The 24,335-nt window shown below is 61.1% G+C and carries 18 protein-coding genes; 7 read left to right on the forward strand and 11 right to left on the reverse strand.

All coding sequences use genetic code 11. From position 1 onward, the window contains the following. Positions 1 to 333: 333 nt before the first annotated feature. The 5 genes from ACESWY_RS09185 to arcA (ACESWY_RS09205) all read right to left on the reverse strand — a co-directional run bounded on the left by ACESWY_RS09185 (position 334) and on the right by arcA (ACESWY_RS09205) (position 7,391). A complete protein-coding gene (locus ACESWY_RS09185; protein WP_373094151.1) occupies positions 334 to 1,821 on the reverse strand; it encodes a YfcC family protein in 1,488 nt (495 codons plus the stop codon). A gap of 138 nt (positions 1,822 to 1,959) precedes the next feature. Further along, positions 1,960 to 2,955: an ornithine carbamoyltransferase gene (argF, locus tag ACESWY_RS09190; RefSeq protein ID WP_349110002.1), complete on the reverse strand. Its 996-nt coding sequence runs from the start codon at positions 2,953 to 2,955 to the stop codon at positions 1,960 to 1,962. Between the two features lie 105 nt (positions 2,956 to 3,060). After that, positions 3,061 to 4,302 carry an arginine deiminase gene (gene arcA / locus ACESWY_RS09195; RefSeq protein ID WP_006234281.1) on the reverse strand — a complete coding sequence of 414 codons (1,242 nt, stop codon included), beginning with the start codon at positions 4,300 to 4,302 and terminating at the stop codon, positions 3,061 to 3,063. Positions 4,303 to 4,875: 573 nt separating this feature from the next. Then, on the reverse strand, positions 4,876 to 6,000 hold the full coding sequence (locus ACESWY_RS09200; protein ID WP_373094153.1) for an aminotransferase: 1,125 nt from the start codon (positions 5,998 to 6,000) through the stop codon (positions 4,876 to 4,878). A gap of 149 nt (positions 6,001 to 6,149) precedes the next feature. Further along, positions 6,150 to 7,391, reverse strand: a complete 1,242-nt coding sequence (gene arcA / locus ACESWY_RS09205; protein WP_006234281.1) for an arginine deiminase — start codon at positions 7,389 to 7,391, stop codon at positions 6,150 to 6,152. Positions 7,392 to 7,946: 555 nt separating this feature from the next. Here arcA (ACESWY_RS09205) and ppk1 point away from each other — a divergent pair. The 3 genes from ppk1 (at position 7,947) to ACESWY_RS09220 (ending at position 12,249) form a co-directional block, all read left to right on the forward strand. Beyond that, positions 7,947 to 10,349, forward strand: coding sequence for a polyphosphate kinase 1 (ppk1, locus tag ACESWY_RS09210; protein ID WP_368143169.1), 2,403 nt, complete (start codon positions 7,947 to 7,949; stop codon positions 10,347 to 10,349). Between the two features lie 98 nt (positions 10,350 to 10,447). Continuing rightward, entirely contained in the window at positions 10,448 to 11,776 is a 1,329-nt protein-coding gene (gene rlmD, locus ACESWY_RS09215; protein ID WP_161115926.1) for a 23S rRNA (uracil(1939)-C(5))-methyltransferase RlmD, read from the forward strand. 140 nt (positions 11,777 to 11,916) lie between these two features. Then, a complete protein-coding gene (locus ACESWY_RS09220) occupies positions 11,917 to 12,249 on the forward strand; it encodes an IS3 family transposase (RefSeq protein WP_373094157.1) in 333 nt (110 codons plus the stop codon). Positions 12,250 to 12,425: 176 nt separating this feature from the next. On the opposite strand, the gene ACESWY_RS09225 is transcribed toward ACESWY_RS09220, so the two are convergent. The 3 genes from ACESWY_RS09225 to ACESWY_RS09235 form a co-directional block, all read right to left on the reverse strand. Then, the gene (locus ACESWY_RS09225; protein ID WP_373094159.1) at positions 12,426 to 13,874 is read right to left on the reverse strand and encodes a PTS transporter subunit EIIC; all 1,449 of its coding nucleotides are present in this window, start codon (positions 13,872 to 13,874) and stop codon (positions 12,426 to 12,428) included. Positions 13,875 to 13,905: 31 nt separating this feature from the next. After that, a complete protein-coding gene (locus tag ACESWY_RS09230) occupies positions 13,906 to 15,336 on the reverse strand; it encodes a 6-phospho-beta-glucosidase (RefSeq protein WP_195239105.1) in 1,431 nt (476 codons plus the stop codon). 122 nt (positions 15,337 to 15,458) lie between these two features. Continuing rightward, positions 15,459 to 16,439 carry a DMT family transporter gene (locus tag ACESWY_RS09235; RefSeq protein ID WP_373094161.1) on the reverse strand — a complete coding sequence of 327 codons (981 nt, stop codon included), beginning with the start codon at positions 16,437 to 16,439 and terminating at the stop codon, positions 15,459 to 15,461. A 579-nt stretch (positions 16,440 to 17,018) separates the two neighbouring features. Here ACESWY_RS09235 and ACESWY_RS09240 point away from each other — a divergent pair. The 3 genes from ACESWY_RS09240 (at position 17,019) to ACESWY_RS09250 (ending at position 19,242) form a co-directional block, all read left to right on the forward strand. Then, the gene (locus ACESWY_RS09240; protein WP_055287259.1) at positions 17,019 to 17,561 is read left to right on the forward strand and encodes a DJ-1 family glyoxalase III; all 543 of its coding nucleotides are present in this window, start codon (positions 17,019 to 17,021) and stop codon (positions 17,559 to 17,561) included. Continuing rightward, positions 17,558 to 18,139 (forward strand): Maf family protein, encoded by a 582-nt coding sequence (locus tag ACESWY_RS09245; protein ID WP_055309802.1) that lies wholly within the window; start codon positions 17,558 to 17,560, stop codon positions 18,137 to 18,139. Before ACESWY_RS09240 ends, ACESWY_RS09245 begins: the two co-directional genes overlap by 4 nt. A gap of 101 nt (positions 18,140 to 18,240) precedes the next feature. Further along, positions 18,241 to 19,242 carry a P1 family peptidase gene (locus ACESWY_RS09250; protein WP_055309801.1) on the forward strand — a complete coding sequence of 334 codons (1,002 nt, stop codon included), beginning with the start codon at positions 18,241 to 18,243 and terminating at the stop codon, positions 19,240 to 19,242. Positions 19,243 to 19,618: 376 nt separating this feature from the next. On the opposite strand, the gene ACESWY_RS09255 is transcribed toward ACESWY_RS09250, so the two are convergent. Next, positions 19,619 to 20,650, reverse strand: coding sequence for a glycosyltransferase family 2 protein (locus ACESWY_RS09255; RefSeq protein ID WP_006234294.1), 1,032 nt, complete (start codon positions 20,648 to 20,650; stop codon positions 19,619 to 19,621). After that, the gene (glf, locus tag ACESWY_RS09260; protein ID WP_373094165.1) at positions 20,643 to 21,845 is read right to left on the reverse strand and encodes a UDP-galactopyranose mutase; all 1,203 of its coding nucleotides are present in this window, start codon (positions 21,843 to 21,845) and stop codon (positions 20,643 to 20,645) included. The genes ACESWY_RS09255 and glf overlap by 8 nt, the downstream gene beginning before the upstream one ends. A 231-nt stretch (positions 21,846 to 22,076) precedes the next feature. Here glf and pta point away from each other — a divergent pair, with 231 nt between their 5' ends. After that, on the forward strand, positions 22,077 to 23,057 hold the full coding sequence (gene pta / locus ACESWY_RS09265; protein ID WP_006234296.1) for a phosphate acetyltransferase: 981 nt from the start codon (positions 22,077 to 22,079) through the stop codon (positions 23,055 to 23,057). A 98-nt stretch (positions 23,058 to 23,155) separates the two neighbouring features. Here the strand turns inward: pta and ACESWY_RS09270 are convergent, their stop codons facing one another. Beyond that, positions 23,156 to 24,334, reverse strand: a complete 1,179-nt coding sequence (locus tag ACESWY_RS09270) for an acetate/propionate family kinase (protein ID WP_373094167.1) — start codon at positions 24,332 to 24,334, stop codon at positions 23,156 to 23,158. Position 24,335: the final 1 nt, after the last annotated feature.

Genomic DNA, 24,335 nt, shown 5'->3' on the forward strand with positions numbered 1-24,335 from the left:
GCGGTCGGCGGGGCCATTGTGGCTCTTGACAGCGGATTGGGTCATATGAGCGAAAGCCCGCCAGAGCGAGCAAGGTGACGTGAAAGAGGAGGGCATAGGCCTTTTGGCCATGCCCGACGATTGAACGTCAGATTGCCGCTCTGGCGGGCTTGCAGCGTCGAGTGGTTCCGGCGTTTGGTAAAACGCCGGAACACAAGAGCGCCCCCTCCCGCGCACGGAACGGGAGGGGGCTAAAGGTAGGAGTCTACCGGTGGGTTGACCCCACCGGACAGACGATGACCAGGTGATCCTTTACAGGATCGTCAAGGTTTCCGTGGGGTACCCGTTGGGTACTTAGAGCAACACGCAGGCGACGGTCAGGATGATGGCGCAGACGACGGAGAGCGCGACGATGAGCTTAAGGGCAAACTTGAGCCAGGTCGTCCACTCGATCTTGGCCAGGGCGAGACCGCCCATGATGGCGCCGGAGGTCGGGGTGAACAGGTTCACGACACCGATGGCGGCGGAGAAGATCATGACCATGACCTCGGGCGAGAAGCCGAGCTTAACAGCCAGCGGTCCCATGATGGGCATGGAGACGGTGGCCATACCGGAGGTCGAGGGGATCAGGAAGGACAGGCCGAAGTAGACCAGGAAGCTCATGGGAGCGAAGATCACACCGGACAGGCCAGCCAGGGCATTGGCGGCAGCGTCGAGGACGTAGACGTCGAGGCCGGTGTTAGCCATGAGGACGGAGATACCACGAGCGAGGGCGATGACGAGAACAACGGACATCATGTCGGCAGCGCCGGTGATGAAGGTGTTGACGATCTGCTTCTCGGACAGGCCACCGATGATACCGATCAGGACAGCCATGAGGAAGAACCAGGTGGAAGCCTCGTCGAAGTACCACTGGCCAATGGGCAGGCCGGTGATCAGGGCAGACCAGCCCTGGACGACGGCGTTACCGTCGGCATCGTAGACAGCGCCAGCGTCAAAGAAGTTGGCGACGCCCTCGTTGAGGTCGGCCAGCGGGATGAAGCCGACGATCATGACGACGAAGGTGAAGGCAAAGGCGATCAGAACACCCTTCTGACGACCGGTGAGCTTGACCTCATTGTGAACCTCGGAAGCAGCCTTGCCGTGAGCCTCTTCGGCGTCCTTGAGCTCCTGCATCGACAGGATGGTGGAACCCTTGTCAGCCTTGACCTTCTTGGCATAGCTCATGACGAAGAAGATGGACATAGCAGTGGTAACAATCCACAGGACGGCACCGAGGCCGATGATGATGGACTGGTTGACCTCAATGCCAACGCCGGTCAGAGCGTCGACGGCAGCGCCGACGGCGAACGGGTTAACCGTGGAGCCCAGGCAGCCGCAGCCAGCGCCGAGCAGGACGGTGGCGGCACCGACCATCGGGTCGAAGCCAGCGGCCATCATGGTAGCGGCAAGCAAGGCGTAGAAGGGAACGGTCTCCTCGCACATACCATAGGTGGTACCACCGAGGGAGAAGATGAGCATCAGCACGGGAATGAGCATGATCTCATTACCCTTAAGCTTCTGCACCAGGACGGCGATGCCGTTGTCCAGGGCGCCGGTCTCGGTCATCATGCCGAGGAAGCCGCCCAGGATCATAACGAAGAGGCAGACGGGCAGAGCGTCAGCGAAGCCCTTAATCGGGGCGGTGCAGAAATCGCTCAGACGGGCGGCAGTAACCGCGCCACCGGACGTGCCGGAGACGATAACGGTAATCACTGCGACAATTGCCAGCAGAGCAAGAAGAATGGTGAACGATGAAGGCATACCGCGCTTTTTCTTAGCGGTCTCAGTCATAGTTCTCATCCCCCCTTCATAAATCATTTACTGATCTCGCCCGAAGCGGCTCTTCCGTGCCGTGCCTGCCGCCTGGTGCGAGATATTTACCAGACAAAGCCGCTCGGGGTGTGCAGCAAGACACCCCGAGCGAGATGCTAGATGCTCTTACTTGAGCGTGGCGTACATGACAGCCTTGATGGTGTGCATGCGGTTCTCGGCCTCGTCGAAGACCTTGGAAGCGGGGCTCTCGAAGACCTCGTCGGTGACCTCCTGCTCGGTGATGCCGAACTGCTCGCACTTCTCGGCGCCAATGGTGGTGTTGGTGTCGTGGAAGCTGGGCAGGCAGTGCAGGAAGATGGCGCCCGGGTTGGCCATAGCCATGACCTCGGAGGTAACACGATACGGGGTGAGCTGAGCGATACGCTCGGCCCAGACCTCGTCGGGCTCGCCCATGGAGACCCACACGTCGGTGTAGATAACGTCGGCACCGGTGACGCCGTCCTTGACGTCGGTGGTCAGCTTGATGGTGCAACCGTTGGCCTCGGCGATGGGCTTGCAGGCCTCGATGACGTCGTCGGCGGGCATGCACTCCTCGGGGCCGCAGGCCACGAAGTTCATGCTGAGCTTGGAGCAGACGACCATGAGGGAGCGAGCGACGTTGTTCTTGCAGTCGCCCATGAAGACGAGGGTCTTGCCCTTGATGTCGTAGTTGAAGTTCTCCTGGACGGTCAGGATATCGGCGAGCATCTGGGTGGGATGCCACTCAGTGGTCAGGCCGTTCCACACGGGCACGCCGGACTTAGCAGCGAGCTCCTCGACGTCGTCCTGGGCAAAGCCACGGAACTCGATGCCGTCATACATGCGGCCGAGAACGCGGGCGGTGTCCTCGATGGACTCCTTCTTGCCCATCTGCGACGAACCGGGATCGAGATAGGTCACGCCCATGCCCAGGTCCATGCCGCCGACCTCGAAGGCGCAGCGGGTACGAGTGGAGGTCTTCTGGAAGAGCAGAACGATGTTCTTGCCCTCGAGATAGCGATGCGGAACGCCAGCGCGCTTCATATCCTTGAAGTTCTTGGAGAGCTTGAGCAGGTACTCGATCTCCTCGGTGGTGAGGTCGAGAAGCTTGAGGAAGCTACGGCCGGAGAGGTTAACACCCATGGTTCGATTCCTTTCGAAGAAATGAATTACGTAAGTATCAGTGTTGCCCGTTTAACGGGCGAAGCCGGTGCGGTTGTAGGGGGACCGCACCGGAAACGGAAAGACTTAGAGGTCCTCGCGCCAGAAGGGCATGCTCATGCAGCGCGGGCCGCCGCGGCCGCGGGAGAGCTCGGCGGAGGGCACGACGAGAAGGTCCAGGCCCTCCTTGTACAGCACGTCGTTGGTGACGGTGTTGCGGGCGTAGACGCAGATCTTGCCGGGCTCGACGCACAGGGTGTTGGAGCCGTCGTTCCACTGCTCGCGGGAGGCCGCGATCGGGTCGCCGCCGCCGCAGGGGATCAGCTTGACCTGGTCGACGCCGGTGGCGTCCTCCAGGACGTGCTCGAGGGTGTCCTCGATCAGGCGGATGTTCACGTCGCCCGGGTTCTTGCCGGCGGTCAGCTCGTAGACGCGCAGGGTGCCCATGATGGCGGGGTGGATCGTGAACTTATCGACGTCGATCTGGGTGAAGACCGTGTCGAGGTGCATGAAGGCGCGCGAGACCGGGATGTCGAAGGCCAGGATGCGCTCGACCTTGGAGTCGGAGTTCCAGAAGATGTTCTGGGCCATGACGTCGATCGCGGCGGCCTGGGTGCGCTGGGAGATGCCGACGGCGAGGGTCTTCTCGTTGATGTTCAGCACGTCGCCGCCCTCGGTGTGGAACTGGCAGTCGCGGCGGAAGTACAGCGAGACGTCCTTGTAGTCGGGGTGGTACTTGAAGACGTACTTGCCGTACAGGGTCTCGCGGTTGCGGGTGACCGAGTACATGCGGTTGAGGTTGACGCCCTCGCCGACGACCGCGAACGGGTCGCGGGTGAAGTAGAGGTTGGGCATCGGGTCGATGATCAGGTCGGACTCGGACTCGGAGTTGACCAGGGAGTCGAGGGTCGTGGAGGCCGTGAGGGGCATGTCGATCTCGGACTTGGTCATGCCGGCCATGGTCTTCTTGACGAACTCGAGGTTGTCCTCGATGGAGTCCAGCTTCTCGCGGACGATCTGCGGCATGTGCTGGCCGCGGATGCCGGCCTCGGCGATGTACTGGTCGGTGAACTCGGCGCGGGCGCCGGGGACCTGGTCGAACACCTCGGCGACGAGGTTCTCGAGATAGAGGACCTCCACGCCCTGGTCCCTCAGGATCTGGGCGAAGGTGTCGTGCTCCTGCTGCGCGACCTCCAGGAACGGGACGTCGTCGAACAGGAGTCGCTCGAGCTCGTCGGGCGGCAGGTTGAGGAGCTCGTCGCCGGGACGGTGCAGGCAGACCTTCCTGAGCTTGCCGATCTCGGAAGGCACGTGCAGACCTTTCGTCATGGCCTCCTACCTTTCTTTCGGGCCCTTGTCAGGGCCGATTCGTTAGCGCCCCTCCGTGTGAGGCGTTATTGCTGACGACATATTTATATCCAAAATCAGCTCATACTTCCACCTTGCCCCCGAACGGTTTTTTATAGGGGGTGAACGGCATACACATATACTTCACGCATGGCACACTTCATCTTAATAAAGCGTATTTACGTGCTTAAACGCGTTTTCAATCCTAAAATCAAATGGAACTAAACTTTGCTAAACCACCCTCATATTGCATATTTCCAATAAAGCTATGAATAGAATTAGCGGTTCATACCGTGTCTCAACCATTTTCATTTTTATTCAGAAAAAAGTTTGTCCTATTCATTTCTGGTAAATAAATTACCGTTTACCAGACGCTTGATACCGTTCACCGGAAACTCAGTATAAGGCCCAGCGGATACCGACTCGCTTTACGGCTCCATTTGTAACAACTTGACTTCTCGGTATAGAAAAACGGACCCGCTTCACTAGGGAAACGGGTCCGTTTTCGATTATCTTCGGCTAATTTGGATAAGGCCCTCGAAGATCATCGGAATCCTAGCGATCGAACTCCGCCAGTGCCTCGCCCAAAAGCCTCAGGCCCTCGCGCAGAACGTCCTCGCTCGCGCAGTAGCCCAGGCGTGCGCCGCAGGGAAGCTCAAAGCGGCTGCCGGGTACCAGCAGCACTCCCCTCTCGGACAGCAGGCGCCTGCAGAACTCCTCGTCATCCTCGGGAATATCCAGCTGGATAAACGAGGTGGACACGCCCTGCGGGGCCGTCCAGGAAACGCGATGCTGCGTATCGATCCAAGCCTGCGCGATATCGCGGTTGCCAAACACGATCTTGCGATTGCGCTCAAGGATCTTGTCCTTGTGCTCAAGCACATAGGTCGCCAGGGCATCGTTGAACACGCCGCCGCAGATCATGGTGTAATCGCGATAGGTGCGGATGCGGCTGGATATCTCTTCGTCTGCCACGACCCAGCCCACGCGGGCCGCAGGCGCCGAATAGGTCTTGGACACCGAGTTGGTGACAATGGCATTCTCGTACACGTCAGCCATCGACATAAAGGCCTCGGTGTTCTCAAGCGGCAGATACACCTCGTCGCACAGCACGTAGGCGCCCACCGAACGGGCGATCTCGGCAATCTGGCCGAGCATATCGGCATCGAACACCGTACCGATGGGGTTCGATGCGTTGTTGATGCAGATGAGTCTGGTGTTGGGGCGCACCAAGCGCTTGAGTTCCTCGATATCGGGCTTCCAGCCGAGTTCCTCGCGAAGCTCCCAATACTCGACCTCGGCGCCCAGCGTGCGCGGAATCTCGTAGAGCGGCGCGTAGGTGGGCCACTCGGCGATAACATGGTCGCCGGGCTCGACCACAGCCATGATGGCGTTGAGGTTAGCGCCCGTGCAGCCATTGGTCTGCAGAATGTGATCGGGATTGACCTCCCGACGATACAGCTTGGCAACCTCGGCCTTAAACTCCGGCGAGCCCTCGATCCAGCCGTAGTTCATCTTCTCGCGATCCAGGCGCTCGTAGAACGTGGCGCCGTCCTGTTCATCAAGCGCGCGCAGCTCGCCCATGGTGAGCGACGAGATCGTCGACTGGGCGATGTCCCACGTGGCGCTCTTCTCCCAAACGTTGAGCCATTCCTCAACGCCAATCGTCTTGATGTCCATGGCCAAGCTCCTTACAAAAGCAGTCATCCAATCGTGTTGACGTTCCTCATACAAGATTGGGGCGGTGCGAAAACCCGCACCGCCCCAATGGGAGACATCTAATGGCAGCTAGATGTATGTATTATGGCCTGTACGGGTCCTAGAAGACCCTAGAGGTCCTCGCGCCAGAAGGGCATGCTCATGCAGCGCGGGCCGCCGCGGCCGCGGGAGAGCTCGGCGGAGGGCACGACGAGAAGGTCCAGGCCCTCCTTGTACAGCACGTCGTTGGTGACGGTGTTGCGGGCGTAGACGCAGATCTTGCCGGGCTCGACGCACAGGGTGTTGGAGCCGTCGTTCCACTGCTCGCGGGAGGCCGCGATCGGGTCGCCGCCGCCGCAGGGGATCAGCTTGACCTGGTCGACGCCGGTGGCGTCCTCCAGGACGTGCTCGAGGGTGTCCTCGATCAGGCGGATGTTCACGTCGCCCGGGTTCTTGCCGGCGGTCAGCTCGTAGACGCGCAGGGTGCCCATGATGGCGGGGTGGATCGTGAACTTATCGACGTCGATCTGGGTGAAGACCGTGTCGAGGTGCATGAAGGCGCGCGAGACCGGGATGTCGAAGGCCAGGATGCGCTCGACCTTGGAGTCGGAGTTCCAGAAGATGTTCTGGGCCATGACGTCGATCGCGGCGGCCTGGGTGCGCTGGGAGATGCCGACGGCGAGGGTCTTCTCGTTGATGTTCAGCACGTCGCCGCCCTCGGTGTGGAACTGGCAGTCGCGGCGGAAGTACAGCGAGACGTCCTTGTAGTCGGGGTGGTACTTGAAGACGTACTTGCCGTACAGGGTCTCGCGGTTGCGGGTGACCGAGTACATGCGGTTGAGGTTGACGCCCTCGCCGACGACCGCGAACGGGTCGCGGGTGAAGTAGAGGTTGGGCATCGGGTCGATGATCAGGTCGGACTCGGACTCGGAGTTGACCAGGGAGTCGAGGGTCGTGGAGGCCGTGAGGGGCATGTCGATCTCGGACTTGGTCATGCCGGCCATGGTCTTCTTGACGAACTCGAGGTTGTCCTCGATGGAGTCCAGCTTCTCGCGGACGATCTGCGGCATGTGCTGGCCGCGGATGCCGGCCTCGGCGATGTACTGGTCGGTGAACTCGGCGCGGGCGCCGGGGACCTGGTCGAACACCTCGGCGACGAGGTTCTCGAGATAGAGGACCTCCACGCCCTGGTCCCTCAGGATCTGGGCGAAGGTGTCGTGCTCCTGCTGCGCGACCTCCAGGAACGGGACGTCGTCGAACAGGAGTCGCTCGAGCTCGTCGGGCGGCAGGTTGAGGAGCTCGTCGCCGGGACGGTGCAGGCAGACCTTCCTGAGCTTGCCGATCTCGGAAGGCACGTGCAGACCTTTCGTCATGGCCTCCTACCTTTCTTTCGGGCCTTTCGGCCGAATCTCTCAGCGCCCTTCCATAGCGGACGCTGCTTGCTGACAGCTCTAGTTATATCCAAATTCCACCCGCAATTCCACCTCGCCCCCGAACGGTCAACAAAGTGCGATGAACGGTATATCGCACGAGATTCCCCCATAATGTACTTCGGCGTTCTAAAGTAACTTTTCTAAGGTAAACGCTCTTTTTTCCAAAAAACTATTTGCAATTGCATCTCTAAACTTTTGATTCAGAATTGCATAGCTAAATCGGTTTTATGTATATAAATGATGTTTGTTTACGTTTCCGCCTGCATTCAATGATATTCAGCTATCCATCATTCTTATTCACACTTACGTACCAGTTGAGTGAGGATATAGACCGCTTGCAGACGAGCAGGACGTCAGTCCTATGACTTGTCAGCGTAAGAAGTAGGTAAAGATACCGTTCACGCGATACGTCCGTGCCAGCGGTCGACTAAATTGAGACAATAGTGATTAGTGTTAGGCTACCGTCCCTTGTGGGGACTGAACGGACAGATGCATATGCCGAGCAAAATCGAAAAGAAGCAAGCCGCCGCAAAGCTGCGCAAACCGCCGCGCGACTTCTCGTACACGCAAAACCGAGAGCTCAGCTGGCTACGCTTTGACAACCGCGTGCTCGACGAAGCCTTCGACGAAACCGTTCCGTTATTCGAGCGACTAAAGTTCGTCTCGATCTTCGAGTCCAACCTCGACGAGTTCCTTATGGTGCGCGTGGGCGGCCTGTCCGATCTGGCGGAGCTCAAAAAACAACCTGTCGACAACAAGAGCAATATGACCGCCTCCGAACAGGTCGATGCTGTCATGGCCGAAATGCCCGGGCTCCTTACCCGTTGGGAGTCCATCTTTAAGAGCATCGAGGGCAAGCTCGACACCTTGGGCGTTCACCGCGCCCGCATCGATTCGCTTACGCCCGAGGAGCGCACCTTTGTAACCCGCTACTTCCAGGCCTACGTGTCACCGGTCATCTCGCCGCTGGTCATCGATCCTCGCCACCCCTTCCCCAACCTGCGCAATGGCGCGCTCTATCTGGCCTGTGGTCTGGACGGTGCCACCGACGAGGAGAGCCTGCTGGGCCTTATCGAGATTCCCGCCTCGATGAACCGCGTGGTCGAGATCCCCTCGCCCACCGGCACCTACTCCTACATCTTGCTCGAGGACGTCATCCTCGCCTGCCTGGACAGCTGCTTTGGCTCCTATAAGCCGCTGGATCGTGCGCTGATCCGCGTCACCCGCAACGCTGACATCGATCCGGACGGCGAGGGCGTCGAGGAGGAAGAGGACTACCGCCAGCACATGAAGCGCATTCTCAAGAAGCGCCTGCGCCTGCAGCCGGTAGTGCTCGCGGTCTCGGGATCGCTCGAGAAGGCGACGCTCAAGACTATCCGCAAGGCGCTCGAGCTTTCGCGTCGCTCGGTCTTTACCTGCGATATCCCGCTCAACCTGGGCTACGTCTTTGGCATTGAGGGCAAGATTCCCGAGCACCTGCGCAACGAGCTGCTCTTTACGCCGTTTAAGCCGCAGCCCAATCCCACCATCGACATGACCCGCTCCATCCGCGAGCAGGTGCTGCAGCACGACAAGCTGCTCTTCTACCCTTACGAGGCCATGAACCCGTTCTTGGACCTGGTGCACGAAGCAGCCTACGACCCCGAGTGCATCTCGTTGCGCATCACGCTCTACCGCGTGGCCAAGCAGAGCCGCCTATGCGAGTCGCTGATCGATGCTGCCGAGAACGGCAAAGAGGTCACGGTGCTCATGGAGCTCCGCGCACGCTTTGACGAGCAGAACAACATCGAGTGGGCCGAGCGCCTGGAAGAGGCCGGCTGCACCGTCATCTATGGTTCCGAGGGCTTTAAATGCCACTCAAAGATCTGCCAGCTCACCTATCGCGAGGGCATGGCGCTAACGCGCCTCACACTTTTGGGCACCGGCAACTTTAACGAGAAGACGGCCAAACTCTACAGCGACTTTATGCTCATGACAGCCCATCCCGGCATCGGCGAGGACGCCAACCTGTTCTTCCGCAACCTGTCGCTGGGCAACCTGCGCGGCGACTACCGCTTCCTGGGTGTGGCGCCCGTCGGACTGAAACCGCTCATCATGCGCGGGCTTGACCGCGAGATCCAGCGCGCCCTTGCCGGCGAGCCCGCCCGCGTGTTCTTTAAGCTCAACTCGCTGACCGACCGCGAGGTTATCGACAAGATCGCCGAGGCATCGTGTGCCGGCGTGCGCGTAGACATGATCATCCGAGGCATCTCGTGCCTCAAGCCCGGTGTTCCGGGCAAGACCGAGAACGTGCATGTCCGCTCCATCGTCGGACGCTTTTTGGAGCACGCGCGCGTCTATGCTTTCGGCGTGGACTCGGACATGATTTACCTGAGCTCGGCAGACATGATGACGCGCAACACCGAGCACCGCGTGGAGATCGCCTTCCCCGTGCTCGACCCCACCTGCCGCGCCCTGGTGCACGAGTACATGGGCATGCAGCTGCGCGACAACGTGAAGGCCCGCAGCCTCACGAGCGACGGCACCTGGGTCCCCGTGGAGCGTGCAGAGGGTGAGAAACCCTTCAACTCACAGGAAGCCCTGCTGGAGCGCGCCTATCGCAACGCCGAGGCCGCGCCCGGGCCCGTCATTGAGGCGGAACCCGCCTCCGAGGCCGAGCCGCAGCCAGTAGCACCCAAGGTCCAAGAGGTCCAGGCGACCGTCATTGAGCCCGAGCCTGCACCTGCACCTCAGCCCGATCCGCAGGTCACCAAGCCCGCACCCGAGACGAGCGCCCGTCGCGATAAGCCCGCTGGCAAGACCAAGGCCATCGAGCGCCATCGCCCCGGCCGCGTGCGCATGGGCCTGGGTCTGATCGGCCTGGGTCTTAAGACGCTCATTACCGGCAAGACGAAATAGTCGTTTGTAGAAGCAGTTTGTAGAAGCGCCCCGCATTTGAGGAAAGCCTCGGATGCGGGGCGCTTTTCCCTGCTACCATGGTGCGAACAACAACGCGAATGACAGGCAGGAATATGAAGCTCACTATAGAATCGATGACCTACGGCGCCGACGGGCTGGCGCACGCCGACAACGGCAAGGCCGTCTTTGTGCAGGGTGCCGTGGCAGGCGACACCGTCGAGGCCGAGGTCGTACAGGACGGCAAGTCATTCATGCGCGCCCGCACCACCGAGATTCTGGAGCCAAGCCCCAATCGCATTCAGCCTCCCTGCCCCTTCGTGGGCATCTGCGGCGGCTGCTCGTGGGGCAATCTCTCACGCACGGCACAGCTCGCCGCCAAGGAGCAAAACCTGCGCTCCACGCTCGAGCGCATCGGCAAGTTCGCTCCTGAGCTGGCAGATGAGTTGGTACAGCCCATCTGCCACACCAAGGACGACTGGGGCTACCGCAATAAAATCGAGCTCGAACCGACCGTCGTCAACGGTCGCGTGCGCCTTGGCATGCACGGTGTCGACCCCAGCAAAATCGTGACCGTCGATATGTGTCCGCTGTTCGATAAGCGCTTCCCGAAGGCACTCAAATCGGTCGTCGGCGCACTCAACTATCTAAGCGGCAGCCATGACTTGGGGCTCGAACGCGTGGGCATTCGCGCATCGCGCCGCACCAAGGCACTCGAGGTCGCACTCTGGACGCCCACAGGCTCTTTTCCGCGCTCGCAGGTCTCCCGCGTGCTGGCGGACGCCGCTCATCCTACGAGCATCGTACGCGTGATGAGCAAGGGCGAAAAGAAGGCCCGCCGTGTCTCCAAGGTCGAAATGCTCGCCGGAGAGGGCTCATGGACCGAGAATATCGCCGAGGATCAGATGCGCTTGTCTGCCCCGTCTTTTTTCCAGGTCAACACCAAGGGTGCCGAGATTTTGATCGATCTTGTCATGGAAGCGCTCGACCCGCAGGAAGACGAGCTTGCCGTGGACCTGTACTGCGGTGCCGGCACCTTTACCCTGCCGCTCGCCCGCCGCTGCGACTTTGTCGCTGCCGTCGAGGCCTACGGCCCCGCCGTGCGCGATCTACGCCGTAACCTGGAAATCAACAAGCTTGATAACGTCGACGTCATTGGCGGAGACGCGGTGCGCGAGTTCCCCGACCAGGATGCCGACATCTTGGTGGTCGACCCGCCGCGCGCAGGCCTCGCCCCCGAGGCGATCGGCCTTATCGCCAGCACGAGTGCCCGCGATGTCGCCTATGTGAGCTGCGACCCTGCCACCCTGGCGCGCGATCTCAAGCGCTTTGTCGAGGAAGGCACCTTCTCCCCCGTCAAGATCACACCGGTCGATCTGTTCCCGCAAACCTTCCACTGCGAAACCGTCGTCCACCTCAAGCGCAACTAGACTGTTTGCCCAAGGCCACGCCCGATGATTTTTCTGGGACGGGGATTAAATAATCAATTTGCACCGAATGATTATTTAATCCCCGTCCCGAAATTGAACCGCCCCCTCATTTCTTGAACATTAAAAATGGGGGCTTCTTTATGGACGGGAGAGTCAGGCACGACGCCACGCTGAGGACTCTTGCAGCAGAGCTTTGCGACAGGGGGTACGGGCGCGCCGAAGGCCGGCGGGAGGCCGAAGGGTGCCCGGACCCGGCCGGGGCCGGCGGCGTGCGAGAGCAAGCTCATGCGACGGAGCTGCTGCCGGGGCGCCTGAAGGACGAATTCTACAGGAACCGGACGTGGCGGAGCTTCGAGGAGTTCAAGCGGGACCTCGAAGCCTATACCGTTCACTGGAACAAGAGGAGGAGGCGGGCTAAGCAAAAGGGGCTGACCCCGGAGGAGTTCCGGAATCAGTCCCCATGTGCGGCATAGGCCGCTAATTGACCCGTCCAAGTATCGGGGCGCAGTTCATTTCAGCGCCGCCCGAGAAAGCTAAACGCCTTCTGGCAGGTTGTCCCGGGCCGAGGGCGGCCACCTTGATCGCCCTCGGCCCTCACCCACCTCAACTGCTCCTCAATTACATGGAGCTGGTCGAGAAGAGGCGCAAGCTAGCGGGCGCCTTCCTCTTCGTCGTTGGGCCGGTAGGTGATGAACTCGATAACAAAGGCCAGGACGGCAGAGACGAGCGAGGCGATGATCGCGAAGATCATGTGAGAGATCCCGGCGCCACCAGGGGTCCCGTCGATGAAGTTGAGCAGGTTGAAGACGCCGAGGCCGCCCGAGATGTACATGAGGGCGCCCGTCATTCCCACGATGGCGCCGCCAACGGCGGAACTCAGGCATGCCACGACGAATGCGCGCTTGTTGGGCAGGGCGATGCCGTAGATGCCCGGCTCGGTGACGCCGAAGAAGAAGGCGGAGATCATCGCGGGAAGGGCGATGCCGCGGAAGCGCTCGTCCTTGTTTCTGAGGTACATGGCAAAGATGACCGCTCCGAGCGCGAACCCGTGGCCGATGGTGGCGGCGAGCACGCTGTCGTGGCCGAGGGTGTTTAGGTTCATGATGGAGATGGGGATGAGGCTCCAGTGGAAGCCAAAGATGACGAGGCACATCCACAGTCCGCCGACCAGGGCGCTGCCCAGGACGGAACCAACCACGGGAAGCTGGAAGATGAACGAGAACGCCGCGCTCAGCAGGTTGGTGATGAGGGTTGCCACCGGGCCGATGACGAGGTAGCCCAAGACGATGGAGACCGTCATCGTGGCGAGCGGTACGAGGAACATCTTGAGCGCAGTCGGCATCCAGCTCTTGAGCCAGCGCTCAAGGATAGAGCCGAACCACACCATGAGAAGGACGGGGATCACCGAGCTCACGTAGCCGGACACGGGCATGATGATGGGGACCCCGAGGGCGGTGGCGTACCACGAGAACGTGCCGGCCACGCCGAGGTCGATGCTGCCGAGCGCCTCGCCCGAGGTCAGGGCGACCATCGTCGGGTAGAGGAGCGCCACGCCGATTGCCACGCCAGTGAACTCGTTCATGCGGAACTTGCGCGCGGCACTGAACGCCAGGGCGACGGGAAGGAAGTAGAAGAAGCCGTCAGCCACGGTGTAGAGCAGCGTGTAGAGGCCGTCGTTTGCAAAGGCCGGGACGAAGTAGGTGATGAGGGCAAGCAGTCCCTTCATGATGCCTGCGGCGGCAAGCGGTCCCAGGATGGGCTGGAAGATGCCAGAGATGAGGTCGATGATGACGGAGGCAACGGTCTTATCGCCCTGGGGCTCGTCGTCGGCGCTTGCGCCGCCCGAGAAGTTGCCGGCCTCCATGACCGCGTCGTAGACGTCTTCGACGATGTTACCCACGACCACCTGGTACTGGCCGTTGGCCTGGATGACCTGGATGACGCCCTTGAGGGTCTCAATCTTGGCCGTGTTGGCGCGGGACTCGTCCTTGAGCTTGAAGCGCACGCGCGTGATGCAGTGCGCGACGCTGGCGACGTTCTCGGCGCCGCCTACGTTCTCGAGTATGGATCTGGCCAGGTCGTCGTATTTTTCTGCCATTATTATCTCCTTAGTGATATTGCCCGGGCGGCTAGCCCAGGTCGCCTCCGTTGGTGGCGATGGCCTGTTGATACCAGTAGAAGCTCTTCTTGCGCCTGCGCTCGAGCGTGCCGTTGCCCAGGTTGTCGCGGTCCACGTAGATGAAGCCGTAGCGCTTCTCCATCTCGCCGGAGCCCGCGCTCACGAGGTCGATCGGCCCCCAGGTGGTGTAGCCGAGCATCTCGACGCCGTCCTGCTCGATGGCGTCGCGCATGGCCTCGATGTGCTCGCGCAGGTAGGCGATGCGGTAGTCGTCCTCGATCGTGCCGTCGGGAAGCACCTCGTCATAGGCGCCGAGGCCGTTCTCCACCACAAAGAGCGGCTTCTGGTAGCGGTCCCAGAGGTCGTTGATCGTGATGCGGAATCCCAGCGGGTCGATGACCCAGCCCCAGTCGCTCGTGCGCACGTAGGGGTTCTCCACGCCGGCGAAGGCGTTGCCCTCGGCGACGCCGCCCACGGAGTCGGGGTCGCCCGCGGTGCAGCGCGAGGAGTAGTAGCTAAACGAGATGAAGTCGACGGTGTTCTCCGCAAGGATGCGCTCGTCCTCGGCGGTCATGCCCACGTCGATGCCCTCGCGCTCGAGCATCTTGAGCGCGTAGCCGGGGTAGCGACCGCGCGCCTGCACGTCCACGAAGAAGAGGTCCTCCTGGTTCTTGACCTGCGCCGCGCGAACGTCCTCGGGACGACAGGAGTAGGGGTAGTAGCTTCCCGCGGCGAGCATGCAGCCCACCCTGTTCTCCGGATCGACCTCGTGGGCGATCTTGGTGGCCCAGGCGCTCGCCACGAGCTCGTTGTGCGCGGCGCGGTACTCGGCCTCGCGGGCATTCTCCCCGGGCTCGAGGACGATGCCGGCACCCATGAAGGGACGGTGCAAGATCATGTTCATCTCGTTGAACGTGATCCACCAGCGCACGAGGCCGCGGTAGCGGTTGAAGAGCACCGTCACAAGCCGCTTGTAGAGCTCGATAAGGGTGCGGTTTCGCCAGGCGCCGTACTTCTTGACGAGGTGGATGGGGCAGTCGAAGTGCGTGATGGTCACGAGGGGCTCGATCCCGTGCTCGCGGCAGCAGCGGAACACGTCCTCGTAGAAGGCGAGCCCGGCCTCGTTGGGCTCCTCCTCGTCGCCATTGGGAAAGATGCGGCTCCAGGCGATGGAGAGGCGAAAGACCTTAAAGCCCATCTCCGCGAAGAGGGCTATGTCCTCGCGGTAGTGGTGGTAGAAGTCGATGCCCGTCTGGGCCGGGTAGTAGTACCCGGGCTCAAAGTCGAGCATGCGCCTCAGGCCGCGGCTTACGTCGTTGCGCTCCGGCCCGTGTGGGATGACGTCGACGTTGGCAAGGCCGCGGCCGCCCTCGTCATAACCTCCCTCGCATTGGTTGGCGGCGGTGGCTCCTCCCCAAAGGAACCCTTTTGGAAATGGCATGGTGCCTCCTTCTCTCTGGCGCCCCCATCTCTGCGGGGGACGCTTTATAACGTCCTTGCGGCCTCGCGCGCCGGGCCCGTGGCCCTTTCCCTGATGCGCGCGGGCCGCCTGTGAAGGGGTGACTAGCTGACGGCTTGTCCTGCGGCGGCGCGACGTGCCTCCCGGCCTCCAAGCAGGGAGGGGACTTGTGCCAGGCACACGCCGGCGAGGATGATGGCGACGCCCAGCCACTCGACGACGCCGAGCGGCTCGCCGAGGACGATCATGGCGATGAACAGGCCGGCGGGGAGTTCCGCGGCGGCCATGACAGTGGAGAGGCCCGCGGGCAGGTGCGGAGAGCCCATGCCGAAGAGCAGGACCGGGCAGAGCATGCCAAAGAAGCCGGCGATGACGGCAAAGGGCAGGATGCCCTGGGCGAGGACGCCCGAGACGATGTAGTCCGGGCACACCGTGAGCGACATGACCACGGAACCCGCGCATACGATGACGCCACGCTGCTCGGACGAGCAGGGGGCCTCGACCTTGCCGGAGAGGGTGACAAAGAGGGAGCAGGACACGGCCGCCCCCAGCGCGCAGAGCAGGGCCACGGGGTCGTACCCGGTGATGCCGGTCTTGTAGACGCCGCTGGCGAACACCGTTCCGAAGACGATGACCAGGGCGGAGACCACTTGGAGGAGCCTCGGCGGCCGGCGCGTCATGACGGTCTGCCACACGAGCCCCAGCCACGTGAACTGGAAGAGGAGCGTGAGCGCCACCGGGGCGGGTAGCACGCTCATGGCGTAGCAGTAGAGGATTGAGGTGAGGCAGGTGAGGGCTCCCAGGACCATGAGCTTAAGGGCGAGCTTCCAGCCCACGCGCTGCCAGCGGTGCCCGAGTGCGTGCCCTGCGAGCGTGGCGAGGGCGAAGAAGATGCAGCCAAACCACGCCTGGCTCGCCACCACCTGTGCCGAGGTGAAGCCCGCGGCGTAGGCGAGCTTGTAGGTCGTGGCCATCGCGCCGTAGCAGGCGCCGCCCGCAAAGACCTGGAGCGCCGCCTTGGCCTGCCCCGCGCCCGTGACTCCTGCCCCGGCGGCCTGTTGCTTGATTGTGTTTGTTCCTGCCATTAGGCTCCCTTCCGTCTGCTGTCTTGCAGATGCACGTCTCGTGCGTCTGTTCCCTGCAGTCGGAAGGTGGGCTCGTGCGGTCTTCTGGCGGTGCATGTGGTACCTGCTGCCAAGACGAAAAAAGCCACGCAACCGACTGCTCGGTTGCGTGGCAAAAAGGTGGCTAGCGCCCAGAAAAGTCCACGCGTTTTTAGACTGGGACAAAATACTACAACAGGTGAGATTCCGTCAAGAAAAACCGAGGAAAAAGTGAGCCTCTGCCCGCCGTACCTGTGGCGGTCGTTCCCCGAACGGGGCGGTGCTGTTGGGGACTGTCTCGCTCTGTAACAGTAAGACCCGGTTTTGGTCCGTAGATGTTACAGATTTAGACGTTTTGTCGGGGCAGTTTCCGTTTGTCTTGATCTGTAACAGTTAGGGGTCAAAAGTGGGTCTAGATGTTACAGATTGAGATTGTTGAGGATGGGTGAGGGTAGCTAATTCGGACGGGGCTATTTTAAACATTGGGAAATCGAGCATGGCAAGCGGAGGTCTTCGGGGTATAAGACGGCTAATTGTATGCCGCCTATGAAAGGAACCCTCATGCCCAGCGTTGCCGTTCTCGCCGCCGATGGCTTTGAAACTATTGAATGCTTGACCATGGTCGATGTTATGCGTCGCGGCGGCGTGCGTGCCACGCTCGTCTCGATCATGCCCACGCGCGAGGTCGTAAGCTCGCTGCAGATCCCCGTGACCTGCGATGCGCTCTTTGATGAGATCAACTTTGACGAGTACGACTGCGTCGTGCTGCCCGGCGGCCTGCCCGGTGCCACCAACCTGCGCGCAGATCAGCGCGTCTGCGACGTGGTCTGCGAGTTCGCCGCAACCAAGCACGTCGCCGCCATCTGCGCCGCCCCGTTTATCCTGGGCGAGCTCGACCTGCTCGAGGGGCGCCATGCCACGTGCTTCCCTGGCTTTGAGAAAAGCTTCCCCGAAGGCGCCTATACCGGCGAGAAGGTCACGCAAGACGGCAACATCATCACTGCCAGCGGCATGGCACAGTCCCTCCCCTTTGCATTGGAGCTGCTGCGCACGCTCGCCGGCGACAAGGCCGTCGAGAAGGTCGCCGAGGGCATCCAACTATGATTTTGGCTTCGCAATCGCCGCGCCGCATAGAGCTGATGCGCGAGGCAGGCTACAACATTCGCGTGATTCCCGCGGATATCGACGAAACGCCCTTTGATGGCGAGGCCCCGCTCACGCTTGTCGAGCGCTTGGCACGCGCCAAGGCGGCTGCCGTTGCTGCCGAGTATGCCGAGCCCAATGAGCTGACGGTCGCGGCCGACACCATCGTCACCTTTGACGGCAAGATTCTGGGCAAGCCGGCAACCGAGGACGAGGCGCGCACTATGCTCCGTGAGCTTTCGGGCCGCACGCACCAGGTCGCAACCGGCGTCTGCATCGTTAAGGCAGGCGATACGGCCGCCCCGCATGCCGCCGAAAGCCTGTCCTTTGTCGATGTGACCGACGTGACGTTCTACGAGCTCACCGACGAGCAGATCGAGCACTACGTCGCCTCGGGTGAGCCCATGGACAAGGCCGGCGCCTACGGCATTCAGGGCACAGGAGGACGCATGCTCGTGCACGATATTTCGGGCGACTTCTATAACGTGGTGGGCCTACCCATCGCCCGCGTCGCGCGCGCGATTCAAAAACTCTCGTAATTGCATCTGGCGCTGGGTATCCCCCGGCGCCTACAATTTTGGCGTACCGTACGGATCCCGACCGGGCACAAGGCGCGGCGGAAAACCGATAGGAGTTAAACATGGATACACTGCTCGAGGCCATTGACGTCTGCGATGTCGATGGCTTTTGCTATGGCAACTATACGGACGAGGAGGCCGGCACCGGTTGCACCGTAATCGTGGCACCCGAGGGCGCCACCGGCGGCGTTGACGTTCGCGGCGGTGCTCCAGCATCGCGCGAAACCGACCTGCTGCGACCCGAGAACACCGTCGACAAGGTCCACGCCGTCTGCCTTTCGGGTGGATCGGCCTTTGGCCTCGAGGCTGCAAGCGGCGTCGCTCGCGAGCTTGAGAGCCGCGGCATCGGCCTTCCCGTCGGCCCCACGCAGGTGCCTATCGTGTGCTCCAGCTGTATCTTCGACCTCGCCTTTGGTAACCCCACCGTGCGCCCCGACATTGAGGCCGGCATCGCCGCCGTGCGCGAAGCACTCGACCACACCCCCACCAAGCTCGAACAGGGCAACGTAGGCGCCGGCACGGGCGCTACCGTGGGTAAGCTCATGGGGCCTGCCACCTGCATGAAGGCCGGCCTTGGAGCTGCCGCCGTGGCACTCGGCCCCATCAAGGTGGGCGCCGTGGTCTCGGTCAACGCCTGCGGCAACGTTGTCGACCCCTTCACCGGCGAGTGGGTCGCCGGCATGCGCGCCGCAGCCGATAGCGACCAGATCGTCGACATGGAACTCGCAGCCTTTGCCGCCGCCGGATCCATGCAGATGCCGCTCGACCGCACCAACACCACCATCAGCTGCATCGTCACCAACGTGGAACTCACTAAGGCACAAGCCACCAAGGTCTCCCAGATGGCCGCAGACGCCTACGCACACGCCATCCGCCCCACACACACCACCAACGACGGCGACACCATCTACACCCTCGCCAGCGGCAAACTGGGCGCCCAGGCAAGCGCCGCCGTTCCCCTAGACCTGCTGGGCATGCTCGCCGTAAGGGCCCTGGAAACCGCCATCGTAAACGGAGCCAAAACCGCCAAAACCTCCCACGGAATCCCAGGTGCTGCGAAGTAATCTCACTCGACCGTCGGTCGGAGGCGGGCGGGCATTACGTTTGTCGCGAGTTCCGCATGCAAAGAAGGCCACTTAATGTGGCCTTCGTCTTGCATAGGACTGTAGAGCAGCAAACGTAATGCCCGCCCGCCTCCGACCGACTACCAACTAATATTTTTTCAGCCCAGGCCCCTGTGTACCGCGCGTCGAAGATCTTCAAATTCAAATAACCTGACAATCGATTCTTATAGCAGAGGCCCCTTGGCCTTTAGTTTGATACAAGTTCCGCACGAGCCGGAAAGCACTTAATGTGCTTTCCGTGCGAGCAGGACTGTTCGCAGTAGCAAACTAAAGGCCAAGGGGCCCAGTCAACCTATCAGCAGCGATTACTCGGCAGCTAGTTGAATTTGAAGATCTTTGAGGCAAGACGGTATAGGCCGAGTGTGGTTTTGTCTCCGGCCCGTCCGCGCAGATTGGTGAAGAACCCGACCACGCCGTAGCGGGCACGACGATACATGCGCTCGTCGTAGGCCTTCAAATCATTCCACAGCGTCTTTAGGCGCTCGTCGGCGCAATCTTCCTCGGAAAGCTTGGTGAGCACCGAGCAGATCGCCATCATCATGGTGAAATAGCCCATCATGTACGAGCGCAGACGCGACGACTCAACATCGCTGTACAGGTGGTACGACTCCATCATGATGCGCGTCACACGGAACTGCTGGTCCAGACGCTTGACCATCGTGGCCTCGTTGACACTCTGGCCCTCGCGACCGATAAAGTAGCGATAGAGGTCGATGTCGGCGTAGTACATGGTCTTGCAACGCGGCAGCGGCACGTAGGCGTAGATGTTGTCCACATAGAACGTGTGCGGCGGCATGGGAAGGTTGGACTCGCGCAGCACATCCGTGCGATAGCACAGGCTGTGCATGAGTAGGTTCTGGTCCAGGCGGAAATGACCGATCTGATCCCAGGAAAAGATCTTTTTGCGCGGCAGGGCAAATTTGTAGCCAATAGCGGTATGCGTGCCCTCGTAAACCTTCTCGTACACGTAGTTCGAGATAAACAGGTCAACGCGCTGGTCACGCTCTTCAAAGCCACGCAGAATCGACAGCATAGTCGAAAGAGCCGCAGCATCGAGCCAGTCATCCGAGTCGACGACCTTGTAGTAGGTGCCCTGTGCCTCGCGCAGACCCGAAAGGACGGCAATACCGTGGCCGCCGTTCTCCTGGTGCACCGCGCGAATGATACCGGGATAACGTGCCTCCCACTCGTCGGCCTTATCGGCCGTCTCGTCCTTGGAGCCGTCGTCCACTACGATAATCTCGATATCGGTGGCGTAATTGCTCCCCTCCAAGATGGAGGTGATGCAATGGTCCATGTCCTTGGCGGCGTTATACGAGGGAATACCGAATGTTATGACTTTATGCATGGCAGGCGATAATCTCATCCGAAAGATCGAGGGCGGAATTGGTCACAGCGTCCATATCGTAGTAACGATACTCGGCCAGACGACCCACCGGGTGGAAGTTCGTCAGGTTCTGGACGCGCTCAAGATAGCGCTCATAGAGCTCACGGTTCTCGGGCTCAAGAATGGCGTAGTACGGCGTCTCGCCCGAGCCGGGCGTATAGGCCTTGGAATACTCCTTCATGATGGTGGTCTTGCCGGGCAGGATCTGACCGGTCATGTTCTTGAACTCGGTAATGCGCGTGTAGTCCTCGCTCGTGGTGTAGTTGACGGTGCCCACGGGCTGGAACTGGTCCATATCGAGCGTCTCGAACTTCATGTCGAGCGTGCGGTACGGTAGCGCGCCCAGATCGAGATTGAACAGCTCATCGAGCGGACCGGTGTAGACGATCTCGCCACCATAGACCTTGCCGTCGATCTTGACGGTGGTGTCGTCGATTTCAAAGAGGTCACGGGCGTCCACGTCGCAGAACACGTCGATCAGGTCGTGGTCGAGCATGTGCTCAAAGAGCGCCGTGTAGCCCTCCTGCGGCATGCCCTGGAAGGGAGCTTGCGGGAAGTAGCGGTCATCATCGCCCACAAAGACGGGAACGCGGCCGGTGATCGAGGGGTCGATCTGATCGGGCGTCTGGCCCCACTGCTTCATGGTGTAATGTAAAAAGACGTTCTCGTAGACGTAATCGGCGACCTCGGCAAGATCCGGGTCGTTCTTCTTACGCAGCTCCATAATGGGCACCTTGACATCCTTGCCAAAGGTCTCCATGAGCTTCTGATACAGCTCCTCGCCGCGCTCGTCACCAAAGGCGAGCTTGAGACTCGCATGGTTGAAGGGCACGGGCATAAGGGTACCGTTGATGTTGGCGAGCACCTTGTGCTGATAATCCGTCCACTTGGTAAAGCGCGACAGGAAATTGTGCACGCGCTCGTTAAAGGTGTGATAGATATGCGGACCGTACTCGTGAATCAGGATTCCGGCCTCGTCAGTGCAGTCATAGGCATTGCCCGCAATGTGGCTACGGCGCTCCAAAACGGCAACACGATAGCCGATGGTCTCGGCAAGACGGCGGGCGCAAACGGCACCGGCATATCCAGCACCGACGACAATCATGTCGTACGCGCCGGCGTTAAAGCCTTCAGGCAGGCCTGAGGTAATCTGCATCGATACTCCTTGTCAAAAGCCACGGGCTCGTTAGCTGGGCTTTTCTCGAACATTCTTCGAGACATATTTATCAGAGCGATTATAGCGCTAATGCGTCCTATAATGAGCTTGCCACACAAGGAAAGCTCAAGCACCGCGGCGTACATAATTGAAAGGTAAACCCGCTAGCAGCGGGTTTATTCGTGAACAGCCGGGTGCCTGGAGCTTAGCGAAACGCTTGTAAGGAGTAACATGAGCGATTTCCTAAACCGTATGAAGTCTGCCGCCAAGGCCGACCTTAAGACGATCGTCCTGCCCGAGGGCGAGGATCCGCGCACTATCGTCGCGGCCACCAAAATCATCGAGGAGGGCCTGGCAAAGATCGTCATCCTGGGCAACCCCGACGAGATCAACGTTCCCGGCGCTACCGTCATCGACCCGCGCAATGCCGAGAAGCATGAGGAGTACGCGCAGAAGTTTGCCGAGCTCCGCGCCAAGAAGGGCGTTACCATCGAGCAGGCTCGCGCCCAGGTGATGGACGCCACCTACTTTGGCACCATGATGGTCAAGATGGGCGATGCCGACGGCCTGGTCTCCGGCGCCTGCCACTCCACCGCCGACACCCTGCGCCCCGCGCTTCAGATCCTCAAGACCGCCCCGGGCACCAAGCTGGTCTCGGCCTTCTTCGTGATGTGCACCGACACCCCGCAGTTCGGCACTGACGGCACGCTGATCTTCGCCGACTGCGGCCTCAACATCAACCCGTCCTCCGACGAGCTCTCCGAGATCGCCATCGCCTCCGCTCACTCCTGGTCCACCTTCATGGGCAACGTTGAGCCGCACGTGGCCATGCTCTCCTACTCCACCATGGGCTCCGCTGGCGGCGAGGTCGCCAAGAAGGTCCAGGAGGCTGTGAAGTTCTGCAAGGAGAAGGCTCCCGAGCTCGCCATCGACGGCGACCTGCAGCTCGACGCCGCCATCGTCCCCACCGTCGCCCAGCTCAAGGCTCCCGGCTCCTCCGTTGCCGGCAAGGCCAACGTGCTCGTGTTCCCCGACCTCGAGGCCGGCAACATCGGCTACAAGCTGGTCCAGCGCTTCGCCGGCGCCGACGCCTACGGCCCCATCCTGCAGGGCATCGCCAAGCCGGTCAACGATCTGTCGCGCGGCTGCTCTGCTGACGACATCGTGGGTGTCGTGGCCATCACCGCCGTCCAGGCTCAGATGGCTGAGTAGCGGACATATCCCCTCGGGACAGGAATTTCCACCTGCTAGTAAAAAGGCCTCCGGAGCTGTTGCTCTGGAGGCCTTTCGTTTACTTGCAAATGCGCGCGTTAGTTGTTCTTGGTCAGGCGCTCGACGTCGTGGGCGATCATGTATTCCTCGTCGGTGGGGATGACCATGACCGTGACGGCGGAACCGGCGGCGCTGATGACCTGCGGGCCGTTGCCCACGGCCTCGCGGTTCTTGTTATTGTCGATGCGCACGCCCAGCCACTCAAAGCAGTCGCAGAAAGCCTTGCGAATCGACCAGTCGTTCTCGCCGATGCCGGCGGTAAAGGTGATGGTATCCACGCCCGCCATGGAGGCGATCATGGAGCCGGCCTGCTGCATAGCCTTGTAGGCAAACATATCGAAGGCGAGCAGGCAGCGCTCATCTCCCTCGGAGGCGCGCGTGCGGATGTCGCGGGCGTCGTTGGAGATGCCCGAAATGGCAAGCAGGCCGGACTGCTTGTTCATCATGTCGTCGACTTCCTGGTAGCTGTAGCCGCCCTCGCGCTGCAGGTAGCACACGGTGGCCGGGTCAATGGAACCACAACGGGTGCCCATCATCAGGCCGTCAAGCGGCGTGAGGCCCATCGTGGTATCGCGGCACACGCCGTCCTCAATGGCGGCAAGCGAAGCACCGTTGCCCAGATGGCACGAAAGCAGACGGTGGCAGCGCGAGCCCAGGATCTCCTTGGCCATCATCCACTCGTAGCGGTGGCTCGTACCGTGTGCGCCGTACTTGCGCACGTGGTACTTGTCGCACACGTCCTTGGGCAGGGCGTAGGTGTAGGCAACCTCGGGCATGGTCATGTGGAACGAGGTATCGAAGACCGCCACGTTGGGCAGCTCCGGATACTTCTCGCGGCAATACTCAATCGCCGCGGCCTCGCCGTAGTTGTGCAGCGGAGCAAGCGGTGCCACCTCAAGAATCTTGGCCATGACCTCATCGTCGACGACCGCGGAATCATCGAAGTGCCAGCCGCCCTGAACGATACGATGTCCAATGCCATCAATCGTAAAGTCAGTCTTCTCGAGCTCCTCGAGCACGCGCGCAATGGCGCAGCGATGATCCGGGAAGGGGACCTCCTCGGTTTGCTTGGCGCCACTGTTCTCGGAGTGGCCAAAGATGCCCATGTCCGAACCGATACGTTCGCAGTTGCCCTTGGCGAAAACCTCGCGGGTATCGGTATCCAAAAGCTGATATTTAAGGCTCGAGCTGCCGGCGTTGACAACAAGTACGTTCATG

It is taken from the genome of Collinsella aerofaciens ATCC 25986 (assembly GCF_964237925.1).
Classification (GTDB): domain Bacteria; phylum Actinomycetota; class Coriobacteriia; order Coriobacteriales; family Coriobacteriaceae; genus Collinsella; species Collinsella aerofaciens_BJ.